This is a genomic window from Weissella sagaensis (assembly GCF_010306265.1).
Taxonomy (GTDB): Bacteria; Bacillota; Bacilli; order Lactobacillales; family Lactobacillaceae; genus Weissella; species Weissella sagaensis.
In genome coordinates, this window is sequence record NZ_BLKA01000001.1 from 503,876 (window position 1) to 524,908 (window position 21,033).

17 protein-coding genes and 1 other annotated feature are annotated in these 21,033 nt (G+C 35.8%); of the genes, 11 read left to right on the forward strand and 6 right to left on the reverse strand.

The window, feature by feature from the left end; translation table 11 throughout:
- The 5 genes from G7Y65_RS02565 to rpmH all read right to left on the reverse strand — a co-directional run bounded on the left by G7Y65_RS02565 (position 1) and on the right by rpmH (position 3,451).
- Positions 1-804 carry a sugar phosphate isomerase/epimerase family protein gene (locus G7Y65_RS02565; RefSeq protein WP_042492321.1) on the reverse strand — a complete coding sequence of 268 codons (804 nt, stop codon included), beginning with the start codon at positions 802-804 and terminating at the stop codon, positions 1-3.
- A 415-nt stretch (positions 805-1,219) separates the two neighbouring features.
- Complete coding sequence (gene lepB, locus G7Y65_RS02570) at positions 1,220-1,849, reverse strand: signal peptidase I (protein ID WP_042492322.1); 630 nt, start codon at positions 1,847-1,849, stop codon at positions 1,220-1,222.
- 141 nt (positions 1,850-1,990) lie between these two features.
- Positions 1,991-2,824, reverse strand: a complete 834-nt coding sequence (locus G7Y65_RS02575) for a YidC/Oxa1 family membrane protein insertase (protein WP_042492325.1) — start codon at positions 2,822-2,824, stop codon at positions 1,991-1,993.
- Positions 2,825-2,850: 26 nt separating this feature from the next.
- Complete coding sequence (gene rnpA, locus G7Y65_RS02580; protein WP_042492326.1) at positions 2,851-3,207, reverse strand: ribonuclease P protein component; 357 nt, start codon at positions 3,205-3,207, stop codon at positions 2,851-2,853.
- Positions 3,208-3,316: 109 nt separating this feature from the next.
- Positions 3,317-3,451, reverse strand: coding sequence for a 50S ribosomal protein L34 (gene rpmH / locus G7Y65_RS02585; protein ID WP_002828338.1), 135 nt, complete (start codon positions 3,449-3,451; stop codon positions 3,317-3,319).
- A 691-nt stretch (positions 3,452-4,142) separates the two neighbouring features.
- Between rpmH and dnaA the strand changes: the two genes are divergently transcribed.
- The 10 genes from dnaA to G7Y65_RS02635 all read left to right on the forward strand — a co-directional run bounded on the left by dnaA (position 4,143) and on the right by G7Y65_RS02635 (position 17,637).
- Positions 4,143-5,555, forward strand: a complete 1,413-nt coding sequence (gene dnaA / locus G7Y65_RS02590; protein ID WP_042492330.1) for a chromosomal replication initiator protein DnaA — start codon at positions 4,143-4,145, stop codon at positions 5,553-5,555.
- Between the two features lie 201 nt (positions 5,556-5,756).
- On the forward strand, positions 5,757-6,887 hold the full coding sequence (gene dnaN / locus G7Y65_RS02595) for a DNA polymerase III subunit beta (protein WP_042492332.1): 1,131 nt from the start codon (positions 5,757-5,759) through the stop codon (positions 6,885-6,887).
- Between the two features lie 196 nt (positions 6,888-7,083).
- Positions 7,084-7,317 carry a S4 domain-containing protein YaaA gene (gene yaaA, locus G7Y65_RS02600; RefSeq protein ID WP_042492335.1) on the forward strand — a complete coding sequence of 78 codons (234 nt, stop codon included), beginning with the start codon at positions 7,084-7,086 and terminating at the stop codon, positions 7,315-7,317.
- Positions 7,317-8,456, forward strand: a complete 1,140-nt coding sequence (gene recF / locus G7Y65_RS02605; protein ID WP_042492337.1) for a DNA replication/repair protein RecF — start codon at positions 7,317-7,319, stop codon at positions 8,454-8,456. Before yaaA ends, recF begins: the two co-directional genes overlap by 1 nt.
- A gap of 23 nt (positions 8,457-8,479) precedes the next feature.
- Positions 8,480-10,426 carry a DNA topoisomerase (ATP-hydrolyzing) subunit B gene (gene gyrB / locus G7Y65_RS02610; protein WP_042492338.1) on the forward strand — a complete coding sequence of 649 codons (1,947 nt, stop codon included), beginning with the start codon at positions 8,480-8,482 and terminating at the stop codon, positions 10,424-10,426.
- A 44-nt stretch (positions 10,427-10,470) separates the two neighbouring features.
- Positions 10,471-13,050, forward strand: a complete 2,580-nt coding sequence (gene gyrA, locus G7Y65_RS02615) for a DNA gyrase subunit A (protein ID WP_137600332.1) — start codon at positions 10,471-10,473, stop codon at positions 13,048-13,050.
- A gap of 853 nt (positions 13,051-13,903) precedes the next feature.
- Positions 13,904-14,141: a binding site (T-box leader), on the forward strand.
- Positions 14,142-14,195: 54 nt separating this feature from the next.
- Entirely contained in the window at positions 14,196-14,966 is a 771-nt protein-coding gene (locus G7Y65_RS02620; protein WP_042492342.1) for an acetoin reductase, read from the forward strand.
- A 36-nt stretch (positions 14,967-15,002) separates the two neighbouring features.
- Positions 15,003-16,076: a methionine ABC transporter ATP-binding protein gene (locus G7Y65_RS02625; RefSeq protein WP_042492344.1), complete on the forward strand. Its 1,074-nt coding sequence runs from the start codon at positions 15,003-15,005 to the stop codon at positions 16,074-16,076.
- Positions 16,066-16,740, forward strand: a complete 675-nt coding sequence (locus G7Y65_RS02630; protein ID WP_042492346.1) for a methionine ABC transporter permease — start codon at positions 16,066-16,068, stop codon at positions 16,738-16,740. Before G7Y65_RS02625 ends, G7Y65_RS02630 begins: the two co-directional genes overlap by 11 nt.
- A 33-nt stretch (positions 16,741-16,773) precedes the next feature.
- Complete coding sequence (locus G7Y65_RS02635) at positions 16,774-17,637, forward strand: MetQ/NlpA family ABC transporter substrate-binding protein (protein WP_042492348.1); 864 nt, start codon at positions 16,774-16,776, stop codon at positions 17,635-17,637.
- 264 nt (positions 17,638-17,901) lie between these two features.
- Here G7Y65_RS02635 and G7Y65_RS02640 read toward each other — a convergent pair whose 3' ends face one another.
- On the reverse strand, positions 17,902-18,381 hold the full coding sequence (locus G7Y65_RS02640) for a TetR/AcrR family transcriptional regulator (RefSeq protein WP_165314524.1): 480 nt from the start codon (positions 18,379-18,381) through the stop codon (positions 17,902-17,904).
- A 138-nt stretch (positions 18,382-18,519) separates the two neighbouring features.
- On the opposite strand from G7Y65_RS02640, the gene G7Y65_RS02645 reads away from it, so the two are divergent.
- Positions 18,520-20,886, forward strand: coding sequence for an MMPL family transporter (locus G7Y65_RS02645; RefSeq protein WP_042492352.1), 2,367 nt, complete (start codon positions 18,520-18,522; stop codon positions 20,884-20,886).
- Positions 20,887-21,033 lie beyond the last annotated feature (147 nt).

Here is a 21,033-nt window from a genome sequence, read left to right on the forward strand (position 1 = left end):
TTATTTTTGTAGTGACAGCAAATAGTCATGACTTGCCAACATTTCTTGACAATGTTGCTGATCTGTCAAATTAATTTCATAAATGTGACTTGCTTGTGGATTTAATTCATCTAAAACACGTCGCCAATCAATTAAACCTTTGCCAAGTGTTAAACTATCATGGTGTTGTCCCATCGAATCTACTAAATGATAGTGCTTAATTTGTGATTTAAGGTGCTGTAAACTCTCTATAAGGGCATCATTATTACCATGTAACGAAATAAATGTATGACTCACATCATAGGCTAAAGGGAGGTTGGCCGCAATAATACGATTTTCAAATTCAACATCCCCATACGCATAAACTGGTGACGTACCATTTTCAAAAACCACATTGTCTGGTGCAATATCTCGCAATTGAGCCATTCTTTCAAAAACCACATCTTGTGCTTTAGCCACTGTTGACCAGTTCGTAACAATTTTAGGCAAATTATTTTTATAAGCGCCATGAATAAGTGCATAACCATCAACATCTTGTGCCAATTTAATTAATTTTATAGAACTCTGCATCACAAAATCATGTAATGCTGGATTAATCGTTGGATTTGTATATAATTCACAACGTTGATCGTGCCATTTCATTGGATGATGAAAAACAAGATGCGGCACTTGATCACTCACATATGACACCATTTTAATAAGATGTTGCCAACCTGTCGTTGTAAAATCCGTGTCTTCCAAATGAAATTCAAAGACATCTGGTTGATATTGTAGACGATCATCAATTTGTGTTTTATTCGTACTTGCCTTTAACCCTAACTGCATCGTTTACCACCCCCTTGTAGCATTAGTATACGCTGTTTAAATTTAACGTTCATTAAAATATATCAAAATGTTAGTGATAAAATCTAAGCGGTTCATAAACTAAAGAAGTAGGATGCAAATAGCCACCATTCATCGTGTACTACGGCATACCAAAACTTGACTTAGCGTTCTTTTTATAACTTCGTGGAAAAAAAATCACAACAATTAACCTAAAATAAAATCATCTATTATTTAGATAATAACAAATTCAAAAATAATCAAGAATACAAAAAATAATATCGACACTACCAATCAACAATGAAACATATTTTAAGTATCTTAGCTAAAAATAAAGAGAAGGCCAGAAAATCATGTCATTTTCTGGCCTTCTCTTTACTTAGCTTAATTTTTAACGTTTCATTTATTTCATTCGTAATTATTCAAAATATGATTTCCAAGCTGAATTAATATTATTCCGCTTTACTTCATTACCCCAGAATGGGACTTTTACAACACCTAAAACTTTATCATCATCAACAAACCCCCAGTAACGAGAATCATTTGAAACACTACGATGATCACCTAACACAAAGTATTTACCAGCAGGGACTTTAATAGTTTTATCACCTTCCCAGCCTTGGCGATTTCCTAATTGTGCCAATGAATTCCAGTTACCAACATCGTTAATCGTATTAGTTGCCTTTTGTTCAGCCTCTGAAATGTACTCTTGGTCAACTGTTTTACCATTAACCTTAATCACGCCATCAACAGCACTTACCGTATCACCAGGCATACCAATAACACGCTTTACATAATCTTTATTTTCTGTCGCTGAAGGATCTTCACCATAAGCATCAAACACAATGACACTACCACGATGAATTTTTGAAGTTTCAATTTTATCAGTTCGAAAAACAAAAACACGTTCATTACTTGTTAAATTAGGTTCCATTGATGAACCATCAACTTTAACCATCGTAAACCAATAAGTCCTTATCCCAACAGCAATCAGTAATCCTACTAAGATAGGAATCACCCAAGACAATATTTCACGAAATGCTTTCATGGGTACGCTCCTTATAAATATTATTAATGACTAATTTTACCATAATTCACAGCATAGAGTTTGGAAATTAAAAAGAGGTTAACATCTTTTTTTGCAATAAAAAAAGAATCAAGATTGTTCATCTTGATTCTAATCCTAAAATTAACGTTTATGATTGCGAATAGCTTTACGAATTGCTCGTTGCTTAGCACGCTCTGCTTCTTTCTTAGATTCTCGCTCACGTCGAATTTCAAATGGATTTTGAATCGTCCAAGTTTGTGCAACTTGGAATGCATTTGAAATAACCCAGTAAAGTGATAGGGCAGATGGAACAGAAATAGCAAAGAAGAAAATCATGATTGGCATAATATATGTCATTGACGTTGTCATACCATTCTTTTCAGGTTGACCCATCATTACCAAATATGAAGAAGCAAATGTAAATAATGCTGCCAGAATTGGCAAAATAAAGTATGGATCACGTTCTCCTAGTTGTACCCAGAAGAAAGTACCAGTTTCCAATACATTAGTCGTCCGAATCGCTGTATACAGTGCAATCAAAATTGGCATTTGCACAATAAGCGGGATAAAACTAGCAAATGGATTTACGCCAGCATCTTTATACAACTTCTTTTGTGCAGCTTGCATCGCTTGCATTGTTTCAGGATCACGACTTGAATATTTTTGTTGTAACTTCTTTAGTTCAGGCGCAATTTCTTGCATCTTACGCATTGAACCCGTTTGATAAACCATCAAAGGTAAAATCAATAAACGAATCAATACCGTAAAGACAATAATCCCAAACCCATAATTATCACCAAACCAGGCTGATACTCCTAAAATGGAACGTGAGAAGTTAGCAATGATAATACCACGCCAAAATCCACTTCCAGATACTTGGCCATCATACATCACGGCCGCTACAATCATAATGATTAATGCGATTAAGGCCGTAATTGCCGAACGCATGGTAAACATTTTTTTAGCAGTCTGCATTCGTTTTCTCCATATATAGTGTATTTTTATTCCGTTTCTTCATCGACAAACACATTTGCCAATTTAAAAACATGTTCTAAATTCTTTTTGATGATCGCCATGTCTTGATCATGTGCTGCTGGCCGCGCAATTACTAAAATATCAATATCCGAACGCATTTTTGGTTTAAATTCCAAAACACTTTGCCGAATTCGACGCTTAACCCACACACGCTCATGACCACGCAAACCCACTTTTTTAGAAATTGAAATTCCTAAGCGGAAGTGGGTTGGTTGTTCACGCGTCATTGTGTAAACAATAAACATTTTATTTGCGACCGAGTGATGCTGCTCAAAAACTAATTGAAAATCAGCTTCTTTTTTTACACGGTAACTCTTACGCATTTGTTTTTGCTCCAAATTTTTTTATGACAAAAGAAAACGCATGAATCAGCCAAAATAGCCGACTCATGCGCGATCATTATCAGTAATCCTAATAAAAGGCCTGACCTAATTAGGCTGACAATACCTTGCGGCCCTTTTGGCGGCGACGTGCTAGCACCTTGCGACCGTTGCTAGTGCTCATGCGCTTACGGAAACCATGCACACGTTCACGGTGACGCTTCTTAGGTTGGTATGTACGCTTCATATGAATACACCTCCCATTCGTAGTTAGATTTGGCCTGCGGTTGGCATGGCCAAACCACAATTCGTATTCAATTGTAACATTACCCCCAAATCAAAGCAAGAATATTAACTATTTAAACTGATTTTAATTCATAAGCAATGGACCATCATTTATTACCTTTGCAAAATCTTTACTTTTTATAAACGACAAAATTGTCTGAAAGTTTTCCATAATCTAACAGAGCGTTATGTTAATAAAGGCAGGTAATATAACAGAGCGTTATGTGAGTTTTCCCCACAATCCACAGTTTTTCCACATGTTCCACATATTGGTAAAACTCTTCGCCATTCTCCTTGTGGATATGTGTATAACTCTTATAAACATGAATACACCAAACCTAGATTGTTAACAACTACCTGTAAATTTCTTGTTTTTCCCCCAAGTTATCCACATTTTCCAGAATTCACTCTAAAATTTGTTTCACATCCGGTTGATAACTCATATTTAGATTTCCACAGCATGTTAATATCCCATTTTGTTATCTAAAACAGCTTAAATCGTTGCTATTACTGACATATTCCTTGTGGAAAACTTATCCACATACTGCTAAAATGAAATTTGATGAATTGTGCTACTTATGAAAATGAGCTCAGCAAACGTCCTGTGGAAAACCCACAAAAAGATATCTTAAATCCCTAAAGGAGGTTGCCAAATGGATCCTATCCAACTTTGGAATGCCATCAAACAAGAACTACGCAAGTCAATTTCGCAAGGATTCTCATTTACCAATTACGTGGATACACTTAATCCATTGCAATTAGTAGAAAACGAAAATAATACTGTTACTTTGCAATTGACAACTACATATGAACCAGTTGCATCAGAGTGGTTGGATACAAATAGTTCTTACTACCAAGCTTTTATGCAAGCTGCCATGACGGCAACATTGAATCTAACTGGTAAACCAACATTTATCATTCCTTCTGTCACTTATGTTTCACCAACACCAACGACGCTATTTGATCTACCCGATGATCAGGAAAGTGAAACAACGGAATACCAAAAAAATACCAATTTAGCTTCAGAATTTGTTACCCAATCAATTTTGAATCCTGAATTCCGATTTGAAACATTTGTTTCATCTGATGAAAATCGCGAAGCCTATGCAGTTGCTCAAGCTGTAGCCGATAAACCTGGTACACAATGGAATCCTTTACTAATCTATGGTGGTGTTGGTTTAGGAAAAACCCATTTAATGCAAGCAATCGGCAATAAAGTTTTAGAACGTACGCCAAATGCTAATGTTAAGTTCATTACAACTGAAGATTTTATTAATGATTTTACGGAAGCTTTACGCCGTGGCCAAAAAGAGACCGAAGCTTTTAAACGTGAATACCGTTCAACTGATTTATTGATGGTAGATGATGTTCAATTCTTAGCCGGAAAAGAAAAAATTCAAGAAGAATTCTTTAATACTTTCAATGCTATTACGCGTGAAAATCATCAGATTGTTTTAACATCTGATAAGTTACCCAAAGAAATACCAGGATTAGAAATGCGTTTAGTAACCCGCTTTGGTCAAGGTTATTCAGCTAATATTACCAAGCCTGATCTACCAACACGTGTTGCTATCCTAAGAAATAAATCTGATCTTGAAAATCTAAGTATTCCTAATGATGTCATTGATGAAATTGCTGCAGCAGTTGATACAAATGTCCGTGATTTGGAAGGCGTATTTAATCAAGTGGTTGGAAAAATGCGTTTTTCAAATGTACCCATTACAGTTGAAACTGCTCGTACGATATTAGAAACGATGAATTTCAAACGCCAACGTGCGATTACAATTCCATTAATTCAGGAAGCTGTTGCTAACTTTTTCAATGTTACTGTTCAAGATCTAAATGGTAAAAAACGGAACAAAGAAATTGTTGTGCCACGTCAAATTGCCATGTATATCGCTCGCGAATTAACACAGGATTCATTGCCACAAATTGGTCGTGCATTTGGTGGTAAAGATCACACGACGGTAATGCATTCAACTGAAAAAATTGAAAATGCCATCGAAAATGATAGTATTTTAGCTGAACAAGTTCAAAAAATTCGTGAAGAATTGAGCAATGGATGATAATATCGTTTGTGAATAAACGACAAAATGGTTTGTACTTATCCACAGGGTTGTATACATATACCATTTCTTGGTACATTGGTATATATAAGAGTTATCCACAATATTCACACCCCTTATTATTATTATTATCTTTTTATTTATAATTAAATAAGTCATTACGCACTTCATAATTATGATTTTGTACATTAAGGAGATCTAATGGAATTTACAATTAATCGAGCAGCTTTTATAAAAGCAATGAATAATGTTAATCGTGCTATTTCATCACGAACATCAATGACAATTTTACAAGGAATTAAATTAGTTCTTGATGAAACCGGTCTTGTTTTAACTGGATCAAATACAGATATCTCAATTGAAATATTAATTCCAGTTAATGATGATGAAGCTAATTTACAAATTGTTGAATCTGGTGCGATTGTTTTACCAGCCAATTTCTTTTCAAATATTGTTAAACGATTACCTGGTGAAACATTTAAATTAACAAATACGTCAGGGCTACAAACAAAAATTCAATCTGAAAATGCAGAATTTGATATTAATGGGCAAGATGCTAGTGCTTACCCACATTTACCAGAAATTGAAGTTAGAAATAATTTAACTTTAGCTGCAGACACTTTGAATGAAATTATTGGTCAAACCGTAATTGCGGTTTCTAAGCAATTGAGCCAACCTATTTTAACAGGAGTTCATTTTATTTTAGCTAGTGGTAATTTAACGGCCGTTGCGACTGATCGTCACCGATTAGCACAACGTTCTGTCGGTTTTGATGATTCAGATGTTAATGCTGATATCATCGTACCTGGTGCTTCATTGTCACAACTACAAGCAATGTTGGATGATGTTGAAAAAGTTGATGTGCGCGTTGCTGAAAACCAAGTTATTTTCCAATTAGGTGAAAATACAACTTTCTATTCACGACTATTAGAAGGAAATTATCCTGATGCGTCACGTTTAATTCCAACTGAAAAGCGAACAACCCTAACAATTAATGCCCATGATTTGTTACAAACAATCGAGCGTGCTGCTTTGCTTAGTCATGAAGGTCGTTCAAATGTTATTCAATTTGCCATTACAAGTGAAAAGTCTTTGATTTCATCAAATTCACCTGAAATTGGACGTGTTGAAGAGCAAATATTTGCTGCTGAAACTGCAGGAGATGATTTGACGATTTCATTTAATCCAGACTATATGCGTGAAGCACTTCGTTCATTTGGTGATGAGCAAATTCAAATTGGTTTTAAGACCGCTTTGGATCCATTTACATTGGTACCAACAAATAATGAAACAAACTTTATTCAACTGATTACACCAGTTCGAACTTACTAAAAATATAAAAAAGCCGAAAAATGCTATTTTACGAAGAAAAAGCATTTTTCGGCTTTTTTATTTAAAAGTTATCAAACAACCTGAGAAGGGCTGTAGTGCCTTTTTGAGATTGTGGAAAGTTGAAAAAAAGCGTATAATATATTTAATATGAAATCGTGCAAATGTCGTTATTTTTAGCGATAGAAAGGACTAAACATTGGCAACAGAAGTGCAAATTCAAGCCCCATTTATTACATTAGGGCAATTATTAAAAGAAGAGAGCGTTATTGCAACTGGCGGTCAAGCAAAATGGTATTTGCGAGAAAATACAGTCTTGGTAAATGAGGAACCAGACGATCGCCGTGGTCGTAAGTTATATCCAGGAGATGTTGTTGCAATTCCATCAGGAGATCGTTTTGTAATTAATGGAACAGGTGCTAGTACAAACTAATGGAATTAATGTCGTTAGAACTAAACAATTTTCGAAATTATGATACTTTAAATGTCAATTTTTCGTCTGGTGTAAATGTCTTTTTAGGACCAAATGCACAGGGTAAAACCAATTTATTGGAAGCCATTTATGTTTTAGCTTTAACTCGTTCACATCGTACGTCATCCGATAAAGAATTAATTGGTTGGCAAGCAAAAGAAGCGCGGGTTGCCGGAACGGTAGCACGACAATATAGTGATGTGCCATTGTCATTAAAACTTACTAGTAAGGGTAAAAAAGCACGAATCAACCATTTAGATCAAGCTAAATTAGCTAATTATATCGGTCAATTAAATGTTATTTTATTTGCACCAGAAGATTTAGATTTAGTTAAAGGGGCGCCTACAATCAGGCGTCAATTTATTGATCGTGAGTTTAGTCAAATGAGTGCTAAATATTTGTATATTGCAAACCAATATAAAAGTGTTTTAAAACAACGAAATCGTTACTTAAAGCAATTACAAAGTAAGCAAGCAACTGATAAATTATATTTAGATGTTCTAACAGAACAATTAGTCAATTTTGGTAGTGAATTGGTTATGCGACGGAAAAATTTAATTGTTAAATTAAATGATGCTGCACAACCAATTCAAGCTGCCATTACACAAGATAATGAAAAATTACAAGTCCATTATGTTTCACAGCTTGATGTTAATCATTTACAAGATGTGACACTAATTAAACAAGAAATGTTAACGCGATTTGAACAATTGCGTGAACGTGAAATTATTATGGGGACAACCTTGTTAGGCCCACATCGTGATGATTTGCGTTTTGAAGTTAATCAGCATGATGTGGCTAGTTTTGGCTCACAAGGCCAACAAAGAACGACAGCATTAGCCATTAAATTAGCCGAAATTGATTTGATGAAAGAAGAGACAGGTGAATATCCAGTATTATTATTGGATGATGTTCTTTCTGAATTAGATACTAATCGGCAAACTCATTTACTAGCTGCTATGCAAGATAAGGTACAGACGTTTATTACGACGCCCTCATTAAGTGATGTAGCGCGACAATTAATTCATGAACCAAAAGTATTTCATGTTGATTCAGGACATTTAGTAGAAGCTGAAGATAGTGTTAGTAAAGATAACTAGTTGTTAAGTTTAAGGAGGGAATCATGGCTGAAGAAGATGTTTCACAAATGCATACACAAGCAGACGCCTATGACGCCAGTCAAATTCAAGTTTTAGAAGGATTAGAAGCGGTTCGTAAGCGCCCAGGTATGTATATTGGTTCGACATCAAGTCAAGGACTACACCATCTTGTATGGGAAATTGTCGATAATGGTATTGATGAGGCTTTGGCAGGATTTGCGGATCATATTACAGTAACTATTGAAAAAGATAATTCAATTACAGTTATTGATAACGGTCGTGGTATCCCAGTAGATGTACAAGCAAAAACTGGTAAATCAGCGCTTGAAACAGTATTTACAATTTTACATGCGGGTGGAAAATTCGGCGGTGGCGGTTATAAAGTTTCTGGAGGACTTCACGGTGTGGGGGCTTCAGTTGTTAATGCGCTATCAACAAGTTTAGATGTATTAGTTGTTCGTGATGGTAAAGGTTATGCGATGGACTTTGAGCGTGGTCATGTTAAAACAAGCATGCACGAAGTTTCCGTGGCGGATGCGCCTGTTTCACGTGGAACAATTGTTCACTTTGCGCCCGATCCAGATATATTCCGAGAAACAATAGTTTTTGATTACAAAACATTGATGAATCGTGTTCGTGAGTTGGCCTTTTTAAATAAAGGATTACGTATTTCGATTACGGATATGCGTTTAAGCGAACCAGTTGTTGAGTCATTCCACTATGAAGGTGGAATTAAAGAATATGTTAATTTCTTAAACGTCAATAAGGATGTCATTTTTAATGAGCCTATTTATGTTGAAGGAATGGAAAATGATATTGCTGTTGAAGTGTCCTTACAATATACGGATGACTTCCACAGTAATTTACTATCATTTACTAATAATATCCACACGTATGAAGGTGGAACACACGAAACAGGATTTAAATCAGCTTTGACACGTGTCATCAATGACTATGCACGTAAGAATAAGATTCTAAAGGAAAACGATGACGCGCTTTCTGGAGATGATGTTCGTGAAGGATTAACTGCAATTGTTTCTGTTAAACATCCTGATCCACAATTCGAAGGACAAACAAAGACTAAGTTAGGGAATTCCGATGCGCGTACAGCAGTTGATCGTATGTTTTCAGATACCTTTGCCCGCTTTATGATGGAAAATCCCAAAATTGCTAAGCAAGTTGTCGAAAAGGGGATTCTTGCGGGTAAGGCGCGTATGGCAGCTAAGCGTGCACGTGAAGCAACGCGTAAGAAGTCAGGTCTAGAAATTGCGAACTTACCTGGTAAATTAGCTGATAATACGTCAAAAGATCCTGAAATTTCTGAATTGTTTATTGTCGAGGGTGATTCTGCTGGTGGTTCTGCTAAGCAGGGTCGTGAACGATTAACACAAGCTATTTTGCCTATTCGTGGAAAAATTTTGAATGTTGAAAAAGCATCAATGGAAAAGATTTTAGCCAACGAAGAAATCCGCTCATTATTTACGGCAATGGGCACTGGTTTTGGTGGCGAATTTGATGTGACAAAGGCTAAGTATCATAAATTAATTATTATGACTGATGCCGATGTCGATGGCGCGCACATCCGTACGTTGTTACTAACTCTGATTTATCGCTATATGCGACCATTGTTAGAATCAGGCTATATTTATATTGCGCAACCACCACTATATCAAGTGCGCCAAGGTAAGTTTATTCAGTATTTGGATGCTGATGAAGAACTTGAAGCATTGTTACCAACGTTACCAGCATCACCAAAGCCAGTTATACAACGATACAAGGGACTTGGTGAAATGGACGCTAGCCAATTATGGGAAACAACTATGGATCCATCTGTACGTCGTTTGTTACGTGTTGAAATGGATGATGCGATTGAGGCAGATCAAGTGTTCTCAATGCTTATGGGTGATAAGGTTGAGCCTCGTCGCAAGTTTATTGAAGAAAATGCACAATACGCTGAATTAGACGTTTAGGTTCATTACTGTGTAAACATTTAAAGTAAGAGAAAGGAAATCAAATGGCTGAAGAAGAACAAAAAAACAGCCGCATTAAACCCGCCAAACTTGGCGAGCAAATGCGAACATCTTTCTTGGATTACGCCATGTCAGTTATCGTGGCACGTGCGTTACCTGATGTGCGTGATGGGTTAAAACCAGTTCATCGTCGTATTTTATACGGGATGAATGAATTGGGAGTTACGCCTGATAAGCAACACAAAAAGTCGGCACGTATTGTTGGGGATGTTATGGGAAAGTACCACCCCCATGGAGACTCAGCAATTTATGATTCAATGGTTCGTATGGCACAAGACTTTTCATATCGTTATATGTTAGTCGATGGTCATGGAAATTTTGGATCAGTCGATGGTGATCCAGCTGCCGCTATGCGTTATACTGAGGCACGTTTGAGTAAAATTTCTACTGAAATGTTGCGTGATATCAACAAAGATACGATTGATTTCCAAGATAATTATGATGGTACTGATCGTGAACCGGTTGTTTTGCCAGCACGTTTCCCTAATTTGCTAGTCAATGGGGCCAACGGAATTGCCGTTGGAATGGCAACTAATATTCCACCGCACAATTTAGGTGAAGTCATTTCAGGTCTTCATATGTTGATGAAGAACCCTGACATTACAATTGCTGAATTGATGGAAGCAATTCCGGGACCAGATTTCCCAACTGGCGCAATTGTGATGGGTAAGTCTGGTATTCGTAAGGCTTACGAAACTGGAAAAGGTGTTGTCACCGTTCGTGCAAAAACGGAAATTGAGACTGAAAAATCTGGAAAAGAACGTATTATCGTCAATGAGTTGCCATATATGGTTAACAAGGCCAAATTAATTGAGCGTATTGCTGAGTTAGGTCGTGATAAGCGTATTGAGGGTATTACTGGTGTTAATGACGAGTCTGACCAAGAGGGAACACGAATTGCTATCGAGATTCGTCGTGATGTCTCAGCTTCAGTTGTACTAAATAATTTGTACAAAAACACTTTGATGCAAACTGGCTTTAGCTTTAATATGCTAGCTGTTGAAGATGGTCGACCAAAGTTATTAAGTCTAAAAGAAATGTTAGTCGCATATCTTGCTCACCAACAAAAAGTGGTGCGTCGTCGTACGGAATTCGATTTGCGTAAGGCTCAAGCACGTGCACATATTTTGGAAGGGTTACGAATTGCGCTTGATCATATCGATGCAATTATTGCAATTATTCGACAATCACAAACATCAGAAATTGCTAAGCAAAAGTTGATGTCAGATTATGCTTTGTCAGATAAACAATCACAAGCCATCTTGGATATGCGTTTGGTTCGTTTGACTGGTTTGGAACGCGATAAGATTGAAAAAGAATATCAAGGTTTGTTGGCTTCAATTTCTGATTTTGAAGATATTTTAGCTAAGCCTGAAAGAATTGATGAAATCATTTATACTGAATTACTTGAAGTTCAAGATAAATTTGGGGATGATCGTCGTACTGAGTTACAAATCGGTGACGTGACAAGCATTGAAGATGAAGATTTGATTGAAGAAGAAGATATTATCGTATCGCTAACACATGCTGGTTACATTAAACGAATGCCACAAGCTGATTTCCGTGCACAAAACCGTGGTGGTCGTGGTATTCAAGGTATGGGTGTGAACAACGATGATTTCATCGATGAATTAATTGGCACATCAACGCATGACACGCTATTGTTCTTTACTAATTCAGGTAAAGTTTACAAGATGAAGGGATATGAGATACCTGAGTACGGTCGTACTGCTAAGGGAATCCCTGTCGTCAACTTGTTAGGCATTGAAAGTGGTGAGAGTATTCAAGCCATCATTAATGTTCGTGGTGATGCAGCTGAAAGTGAAGATTACTTATTCTTTACGACGCGTGAGGGTGTCGTAAAGCGAACACCAGTAAATGAATTTGGTAATATTCGTACGCATGGATTGAAGGCCATTAACCTTCATGATGGGGATGAATTGATTAACGTTTTGATTACTGATAGTTCACAAGATATCATTATCGGTACCCATGGTGGATACGCTGTTTCATTTAATAGCGAAGCAGTTCGTTCAATGGGACGTTCAGCCGCAGGAGTTCGCGGTATTACATTACGTCCAGGTGATTATGTAATTGGTGCGCAAGTACTAGTTGAGAATGGTCATGTTTTGATTATTACGAAGAACGGTTATGGTAAGCAAACACCTGTAGATCAATATCCAATTAAGGGTCGTGGTGGTAAAGGAATCAAGACCGCTCAGGTTACTGAAAAGAACGGTCCATTAGCTGGTTTGAAGGTTGTTGATGGTAGTGAAGACATTATGCTAACCACTAATAAAGGGGTTATGATTCGATTTACTGTTGATTCAATTTCTGAAACTGGCCGTGCAACGCAAGGTGTACGTGTTATCCGCTTGGATGATGATTCTTCAGTATCAACTTTTGCTAAAGTTGAACATGTTATTCCTGAAGAGGAGACAGCACAAACAGTAAATCCAGACGAAACAGTGTCTGATGATTTACCAACGGTGCCTGAAGATGGGGAACAACCAAGTGAAGTTGCTGAACTATTACAACGTGCAGAAGATGATGAAGATAAGTAAATAACTGATAAGCAATATTGTATGAATTTAAATTGTTTATTGTAAAAGGAGGTTGGAACGTGTTGTTCCAGTCTCCTTTTTTAGATATTTATGATATTAATGTATATGTGTTTATGAATGCCGATGTAAGCTTCCTAAAGCTGCACTTAATAATCCTATAATAAATAAAGAAAGAGTTTGCCAACTAAAAATAGTTTCGCTAAATTTAATTTGGTAAGCAACTAAAAAAAGGATAAGGTAAAAAGTCTGCCAGAGTAATTCCTGCCACCAAGCAATTGTTGGTTTATTTTTCAGTGGTTTATATTTATTAAGCGCCATGTTATTAATAAAGCTGGTCCGAAAATAATTAAAAGTAACCAAAAGAGATGGTCAGTTATAAACATACCAACTATAAACATAATGAGAGCAATAATTAAAATCAAATTATCGCGAAATTGCTTTGTCATAAATAAAAGCCCCCTCTCTATATAATTAGCCTAACAAAAATTAAGCAACTGCGCAGTGTTGACAGTTCATAAAAATGAGTATAAAATTCACGTTATATTAAAAACAAATTAAAAAGCGATGAAGAGATGAGTAGCCTAGTGATATTATCAGAGAATTTGCGGGTGGTGTGAGCAAATATTGAAGCTAGTTGAAGATGGTCTTGGAGCAAAAGATTGGTGAGCATGTGCAAACCATCAGTGGTTGACTACCAATATCAAGTTCGTTATGCAATTATGAGTCATGATGGTTGACATAACAAGCTGGTTTTGACCAGGAATTAAGGTGGTACCGCGGATAAACGCCCTTGAGAAATTAATTTCTTGAGGGTGTTTTTTGATGCTTACCAAGTATTTTTTAATTTAAAAACTAAAATGATATGATTCGGAAAGTAATGGCAAAAATGTTTACAGAAAAACGACAGTTGATGAGAGTCGTAACAAAGATTGTACATGAAAAATGGCCGATGATCACATAGCGTGAACAATATTGTAAGCGTTAGGCGGTTTGTCACCGTTATTAGACTAACCCAAAATTTTGGGTAATGAGGTTTGTTAGAGTAATCGGCAAACAAATCAGAATGGTATCGCGATGTCCTCGCTTCTGTTTTTAACAGAGGTGGGGCTTTTTTTTGAATAATTACAGAACATAGGGGAAAAAACATGGGACAAACAGCAATTATTACTGGTGCAGGACAAGGTATTGGAGAAGCAGCTGCACATCGATTAGCAAAAGATGGTTTTAACATTGCCTTGGCTGATATTAATAAACAGACAGTGACACAAGTTGCGCATGATTTACGTGAGCAAGGATTTGAAGCAAAAGCTTATATTCTAGACGTGGCTGATCGTGAAGCAGTTTTTCAATTAGTTACAGATGTGACTGCTGATTTAGGTGAATTAGCAGTATTTGTTAATAATGCTGGTGTCGCATTTATTGATTCAGTGATTGATTCTACTCCGGATAAAATTTCACGTTTATTTGATGTCAATTTGAAAGGAACTTTTTGGGGCATTCAAGCAGCTGCAACAAAGTTTAAAGAACAAGGACATGGGGGTCGTATTATTAACGCTGCATCTTTAGCTAGTGTAGAAGCATCTGCGCTTCAAAGTGCGTATTCAGCATCAAAATTTGGTATCCGTGGTTTAACACAATCGGCTGCCAAAGAATTAGCAGGTGATCAAATTACCGTTAACTCATATAGTCCTGGTATTGTACGAACACCTTTACGTGACAGTATTGATGCTAGAACGGCTGAAATTAAAGGCCTTTCAGTACCAGAACAGCAAGCTAATTGTTTAACAGAGATTGGTTTGGGACGTGAAGGAACACCAGCTGATGTTGCTGAGGTTATTGCTTGGTTTGCATCACCCAAGGCCGCTTATATTACTGGTCAAACATTGCTGGTTGATGGGGGGATGCACTTCAGCTAAGGCAGTAATTGTTCAAAAAGGAAGGAGAACTAGTAAATGAGCGCACCTAATATCGCGATTGATTTACAACAAATAAACGTGACGTTTAAACGCAATAATGAAAATTTAGTTGCACTAGATAATGTGTCATTGCAGGTTGAAAAAGGCAGTATTTACGGCATTATTGGTTATTCAGGTGCCGGTAAAAGTACTTTAGTTCGTATCATCAATTTATTACAGCGACCTGATGCAGGCTCTGTTAATATTTTGGGACAAGATTTATTGTCTTTACGTGATAAAGAATTACGTGGTGTGCGTAAAAAAATAGGGATGATTTTTCAACATTTTAATTTATTACGGTCACGTACGGTTTTAAATAATGTTGCGTATCCTTTATTAAATCAGAAGATGTCACGCACAAAACGGCATGCTAAGGCATTAGCATTATTAAAATTAGTTGGTCTGGCTGAATACGCTCAGGCATATCCTGATGAATTATCAGGTGGCCAAAAGCAGCGTGTTGCAATTGCTAGAGCATTGGCCAATGATCCTGATGTATTAATCAGTGATGAAGCCACTAGTGCATTAGATCCACAAACAACGGAAGATATCTTGCAATTATTGAAGCAGTTGAATGAAAGCTTGGGACTAACGATTGTTTTGATTACGCATGAAATGCAAGTTATTAAGTCAATTTGTCAAAATGTTGCAGTGATGGAAAACGGCCAAATTATTGAACAAGGATCTGTTGGTGAATTATTTACAAATCCTAAAAAAGCATTAACACAAAAATTTGTGGAATCAGCAGCTAATGTGACAGAAATGCGCCAACAAATTAGCGATGACCAATTAATTGAAAAATTACAACGTAATGAACGGCTACTCTATTTACGATTTTCTAGTGAAGTTACTAGTGAGGCGGTTATTTCAGCTTTAGCAATTAAATATGGTGTGTCAGCTAGTATTTTATTTGCAAATGTTCAAAAAGTTGCGCAATTATCATTAGGCTACATGTTAATTGTACTAACTGCATCAAACGAACATTTTGAAACAATCTTGCATTATTTAATCAGTGTTGGGGTTATTGTAACTGATTTTACTACAGGAGAGGAGCGCGTCTATGCTAGCTAATTGGTTTCCAAATATTGTCACAATTTGGCCACAATTTTTACAAGCAACGTGGGAAACGGTGTATATGACATTTTGGTCGGCTCTAATTGCGGGCGTCCTGGGTCTGGGTACTGGTATTTTTCTAGTCGTGACACAACCAGATGGTATTAATGCTGACCCACCATTTTATAATTTTTTAGATAAACTGGTTAATTTACTACGTTCAGTACCGTTTATTATATTATTAGCAGTTATGGCACCGATAACAAAGTATATTGTTGGAACCACCGTTGGTACGCCAGCAGCGTTAGTACCATTGATTGTCGGTATTTTCCCATTTTATGCACGTCAAATTCAAAACGCACTCTTAAGCATTGAACCATCAGTAATTGAAGCTGCACAAGCGATGGGCTCAAGTACTAGTGAAATTATTTATCATATTTATTTACGTGAATGTTTACCAGATATTATTCGTGTTTCGGTTGTGACAATTATTAGTTTATTAGGATTAACAACGATGGCGGGTGCAATTGGTTCAGGTGGGTTAGGTGACATTGCAATTAGTGTTGGATATGCCCGTTTTGAAAATGATGTCACGATTGCAGCATTGTTAATTATTTTAGTAATGGTGTTTATTGTCCAAGTACTTGGTGATTGGATTGCAAAAAAAGTTGTGCGATTTTAAAATTAGCAAATTATAAATACAGGAGGCTGGGCTGTGAAAGTTAAAAATTGGCTGATATTTATCAGTAGTTTGGTGGTTCTTGGTGTTCTATCAGTTGGTCTGCATACTTATAATACGTACAAAATAGCTCATGCGCCGGAACAGATTACGATTGGTTCAATGGGGAGTGATTATGAAGTTTGGCAACATATTGCCAAAAGTAAAGAAGCAAAAAAACTTAATTTAAAGATAACAGTTAAGCAAATTAACGACGGTGTCCAATTAAATAATGCAACAGCAGAACATAATGTTAATGTGAATGCTTTTCAGTCTTATTCATATTTGAAGTCATATAATCATGAGAATCCAAAACATAAATTAATCAATTTAGGCACAACTTATTTAGAACCAATGGGGATCTATTCAGATAAATATCAAACAATTAAAGCGATACCGACTGGTGCAACAATTGCGATAGCTGATAATCCAGCAAATACTTCACGTGGTTTATTATTATTGCAAGATGCCGGTTTGATTAAATTAAAAGCTGGCTTTGATTCTCTGGGAAATACAGATGATGTTGTTGCAAATCCACGTAATTTGAAGTTTAAAAAGATAGATGATACAACTGGACCACGAATTTTAAATAGTGTTGATGCAGCGTTGATTTCAAATACAATCGCTTTAGAAGGAAATCTAAATGTTTTGAAAGACTCGTTATATCATGAAAAAATTAATCAGAGTACACGACAAAATATTAATATTTTAGCGACAGCTGCTGATATTAGTAATCAGGATAAAAAAGATTATCAAAAATTAGTCACGCTATATCATGAGCCTGCTATTCAAAAATACATTAAGGATATGTATGATGGTACAAAGATTGAAGTGAAAAAGCCCGCTAGCTATTTGAAATAGTAGTTATTAAATAGCAGGTTTTTAATGAGTAACAAAATAAGTCACATTAGACGACGCATATAAACTGAACCCCATAAGTTGGCGGTATTTCCAAAACTTACGGGGTTCAGTTTATTTAAAAAAGGTTTGATAATATTTAGCAAATAACTTATTGAAAGACTAAAAAGCCAATCAGTTATAACTAGTCTGCCACACAAAATGCCTCTAAAAAGAGATGGCTAATATGGAGAGGCATATCAAGATTCAGTATTCTAATAGAATAAATTAATCCACGTCAGGAAAGCGATTTGTTTGATAAATTTTATCCAACTCTCGATAATCTCGAATCAAATCGTAATAACTATTATGAAAATCATTCCATAGCAAAATTCCTGCAATTTTACCAATAAACCAAAAAATTTGGTCATTATTTTGGGCATTAACAATTAGTTTTAAGAAACAATTTTGGATAATTAAGTTAAAATCATGATCATCTTGTTGGTAATGCATGATCTTTTCAAACGATGCGATAAATAAATCATGTATATTTTTGAAGGGTTGTGTTTCAAAATCGCTAAAATCAATAGGAAAATTTTGAACTTCGTACTCAATATATTTATTTAGTAAATCATATTTATCGGTAAAGTGGTGGTAAACGGTATTTCTATGAATAAGCGCTTGGTTAGCAATCATGGTAATACTAATATCTGAAAACTTATTTTCTAGTAATAATTCTTTGAAACTTGTGAAAATGATTTTATTCATTCGTTTTTGTCTTAAATTATTCATATAAATCCTTTCCGATGACTAAAACGTGTGCACTTCACATTTATTGTACATGGACACCATTACCAAAATCAATTAAGTTATAAAGTAATAGTTTAATATGGAGGAGAAGAATAGATGAATAATTTTTTAGCCAGGTTTGGTAAATGGACTTATAATAATAAATTTAAAGTCCTACTTTCTTGGGTGGTAATATTAATTGTTTTTATTGGTAGTTTGGTTGCCATGGGATCTCATTTTAATACAAACTTGAAGATTTCAGGTGTGCCATCAACGGATGTGCAAAGTGTTCTTAAGAAAGAATTTAATCAATCGGTTGATGCCGGTACAATGAATATTGTTGTGCAAAATAAGCAAGATGATAGTATTCAATCACAGGCTGATAAGAAGCGAATTAATGCAGCTGTTAAACAGATTAAAGCTGATTATCAAGACAACATTAAGACCATTACCAGCCCTTATGATTCACAAATAATTAGTGAAGATAAGACAACCGGGATTATCAGTATTACATTCAAAAAAGAAGCTAGCAATGTTTCAAAGAGTGTTGTAAATGATATTCAAAAAATCACGAATGACAAGGTAAAGTCAAACAACCTGAAAGTTGCTTATTCAGGAAATGTTATGCAAGATTATGACATTGGTGGTACATCAGAAGTTATTGGAATTTTGATCGCTTTTGTTCTATTGATCGTATTATTTAAGTCATTTATAACGGCTGGTTTGCCAATTATTACGGCAATCGTTGGCCTAGTAAGTGGATTAATTGTGGTAATGCTAGGAACAAATATCTTTTCAATTGCCAGTGTTGCCCAAACATTATCAATCATGATTAGTTTGGCAGTTGGTATTGATTATGCGTTGTTTATTTTGCATCGTTTTATTGGTGAGTTAAAAACAAGTCGACAAAATGAATTACATAAAACCGGTAAGGTAATATCAGAAGATGAGGCAATGGCAGTTACGCTATCAAGTGCTGGAAGTTCAGTCTTGTTTGCTGGTATTACAGTTATTATCGCACTTGTTGGATTGTCATTAGTTGGTATTGATTTCCTAACACAGATGGGAATCGCTGCTGCTGTTGGTGTTGTCTTTGCAGTATTATCAGCTGTGACACTATTACCAGCGCTAATTTCATTGTTGCATAAGTTTGTTAAGCCATCTGATAAAGTTGTTAAGTCAACGAAGACTAAAAAAGATGGCTTTATGACTAAATCAATTGTTAATCATCCCATTATTATGGTTATTTTGGGTGTGATTGTGCTGGGTGCCTTTATGATTCCAGTGTCACACATGCGTTTGGGAATGCCTTTTGATGGTGCATTACCTAAAAATACAACACAACGTCAAGCGTACGAAATGACAGCAGATAAATTTGGTGATGGTTACAACGCAACATTGGTTGGTGTTGTGAAATTAGATACGTCAAATTCTGATGCCCAAAATAAGAAAATTCTAACGAAGACTACTGATCACATTGCTAAGATGGATAATGTGAAAATGTTAGCGCCGGTTGTTGATGAAGCAGCTGTTGCAAAGTATAAATCACCAGCAATGCAAGATAAGATTAAGGCTGATGGTCAAAAATATGTACAAGCTAAGATGATGGACTTAATGAAGTCTAATCCAACTGCTGGTCAAGCGGAGCAACAACAAGTAATTCAAAAAGCAACGCAAGAATATCAAGCTAAGGCTACGGCAGAAGCTAAAAAAGCTGCCATATCAGATGTGCCAGCACAAATTAGCAAGGATAAAAAGTATGCGTTAGTTATTGTGATGCCTAAGACAAATACAGCATCAGCTAAAACTGAAAAGCTAGCCCAAAAGATTAACGGCTATTCGGATTCATTGCAAAAGAGTGATAATACGAAGATAACGTTGACGGGAACAAATGCCGTTAATATCGATATTTCGGAAAAGTTAAATAACGCTATTCCAATGTTTACGGGAATTGTTATGATTTTGGCATTTGTCCTATTAATGTTCATGTTTAAATCATTTATCATTCCGCTTATGGCGATTATCGGCTTTGGTTTGTCATTGTTTGCTTCATTAGGATTAACAACTATGATTATGCAGGATGGTCTTTTCAATATTAGTGAAAAAGCCCCAATCTTAGCATTCTTACCAGTTATTGTTATCGGTATTATCTTTGGTCTAGCAATGGATTATGAGGTATTTATGGTATCTAGAATTCGTGAAGTTTACATTACAACTGGTGATAATAAGCGTGCAGTGAAGGCCGGGTTACAAGAGAGTGGTCCTGTTATTATCACAGCTGCATTAATTATGATTGCTGTGTTTGGTAGTTTCGCATTGGTTCAAGACCCAACTATCAAGGCAATCGGAATTTCATTAGCAAGTGGTATCTTATTTGATGCTTTCTTTGTTCGGTTGATAATTATTCCAGCAACAATTAAAATATTTGGTAAAGCAAATTGGTATTTCCCAGGTGCTAATTATCATAATAGATTTAAAGATTAAATTGCATCATTAATGAGTTGAAAACGTTTAGGTTATTGAAAAGTAATCTAAACGTTTTTTATATGTCACTAATCTAGTAAAAATAATTAATATAAAATCTATAAATTTTTTAGTAGAGTACTTAATTAGCTGTATAATGATAATTAT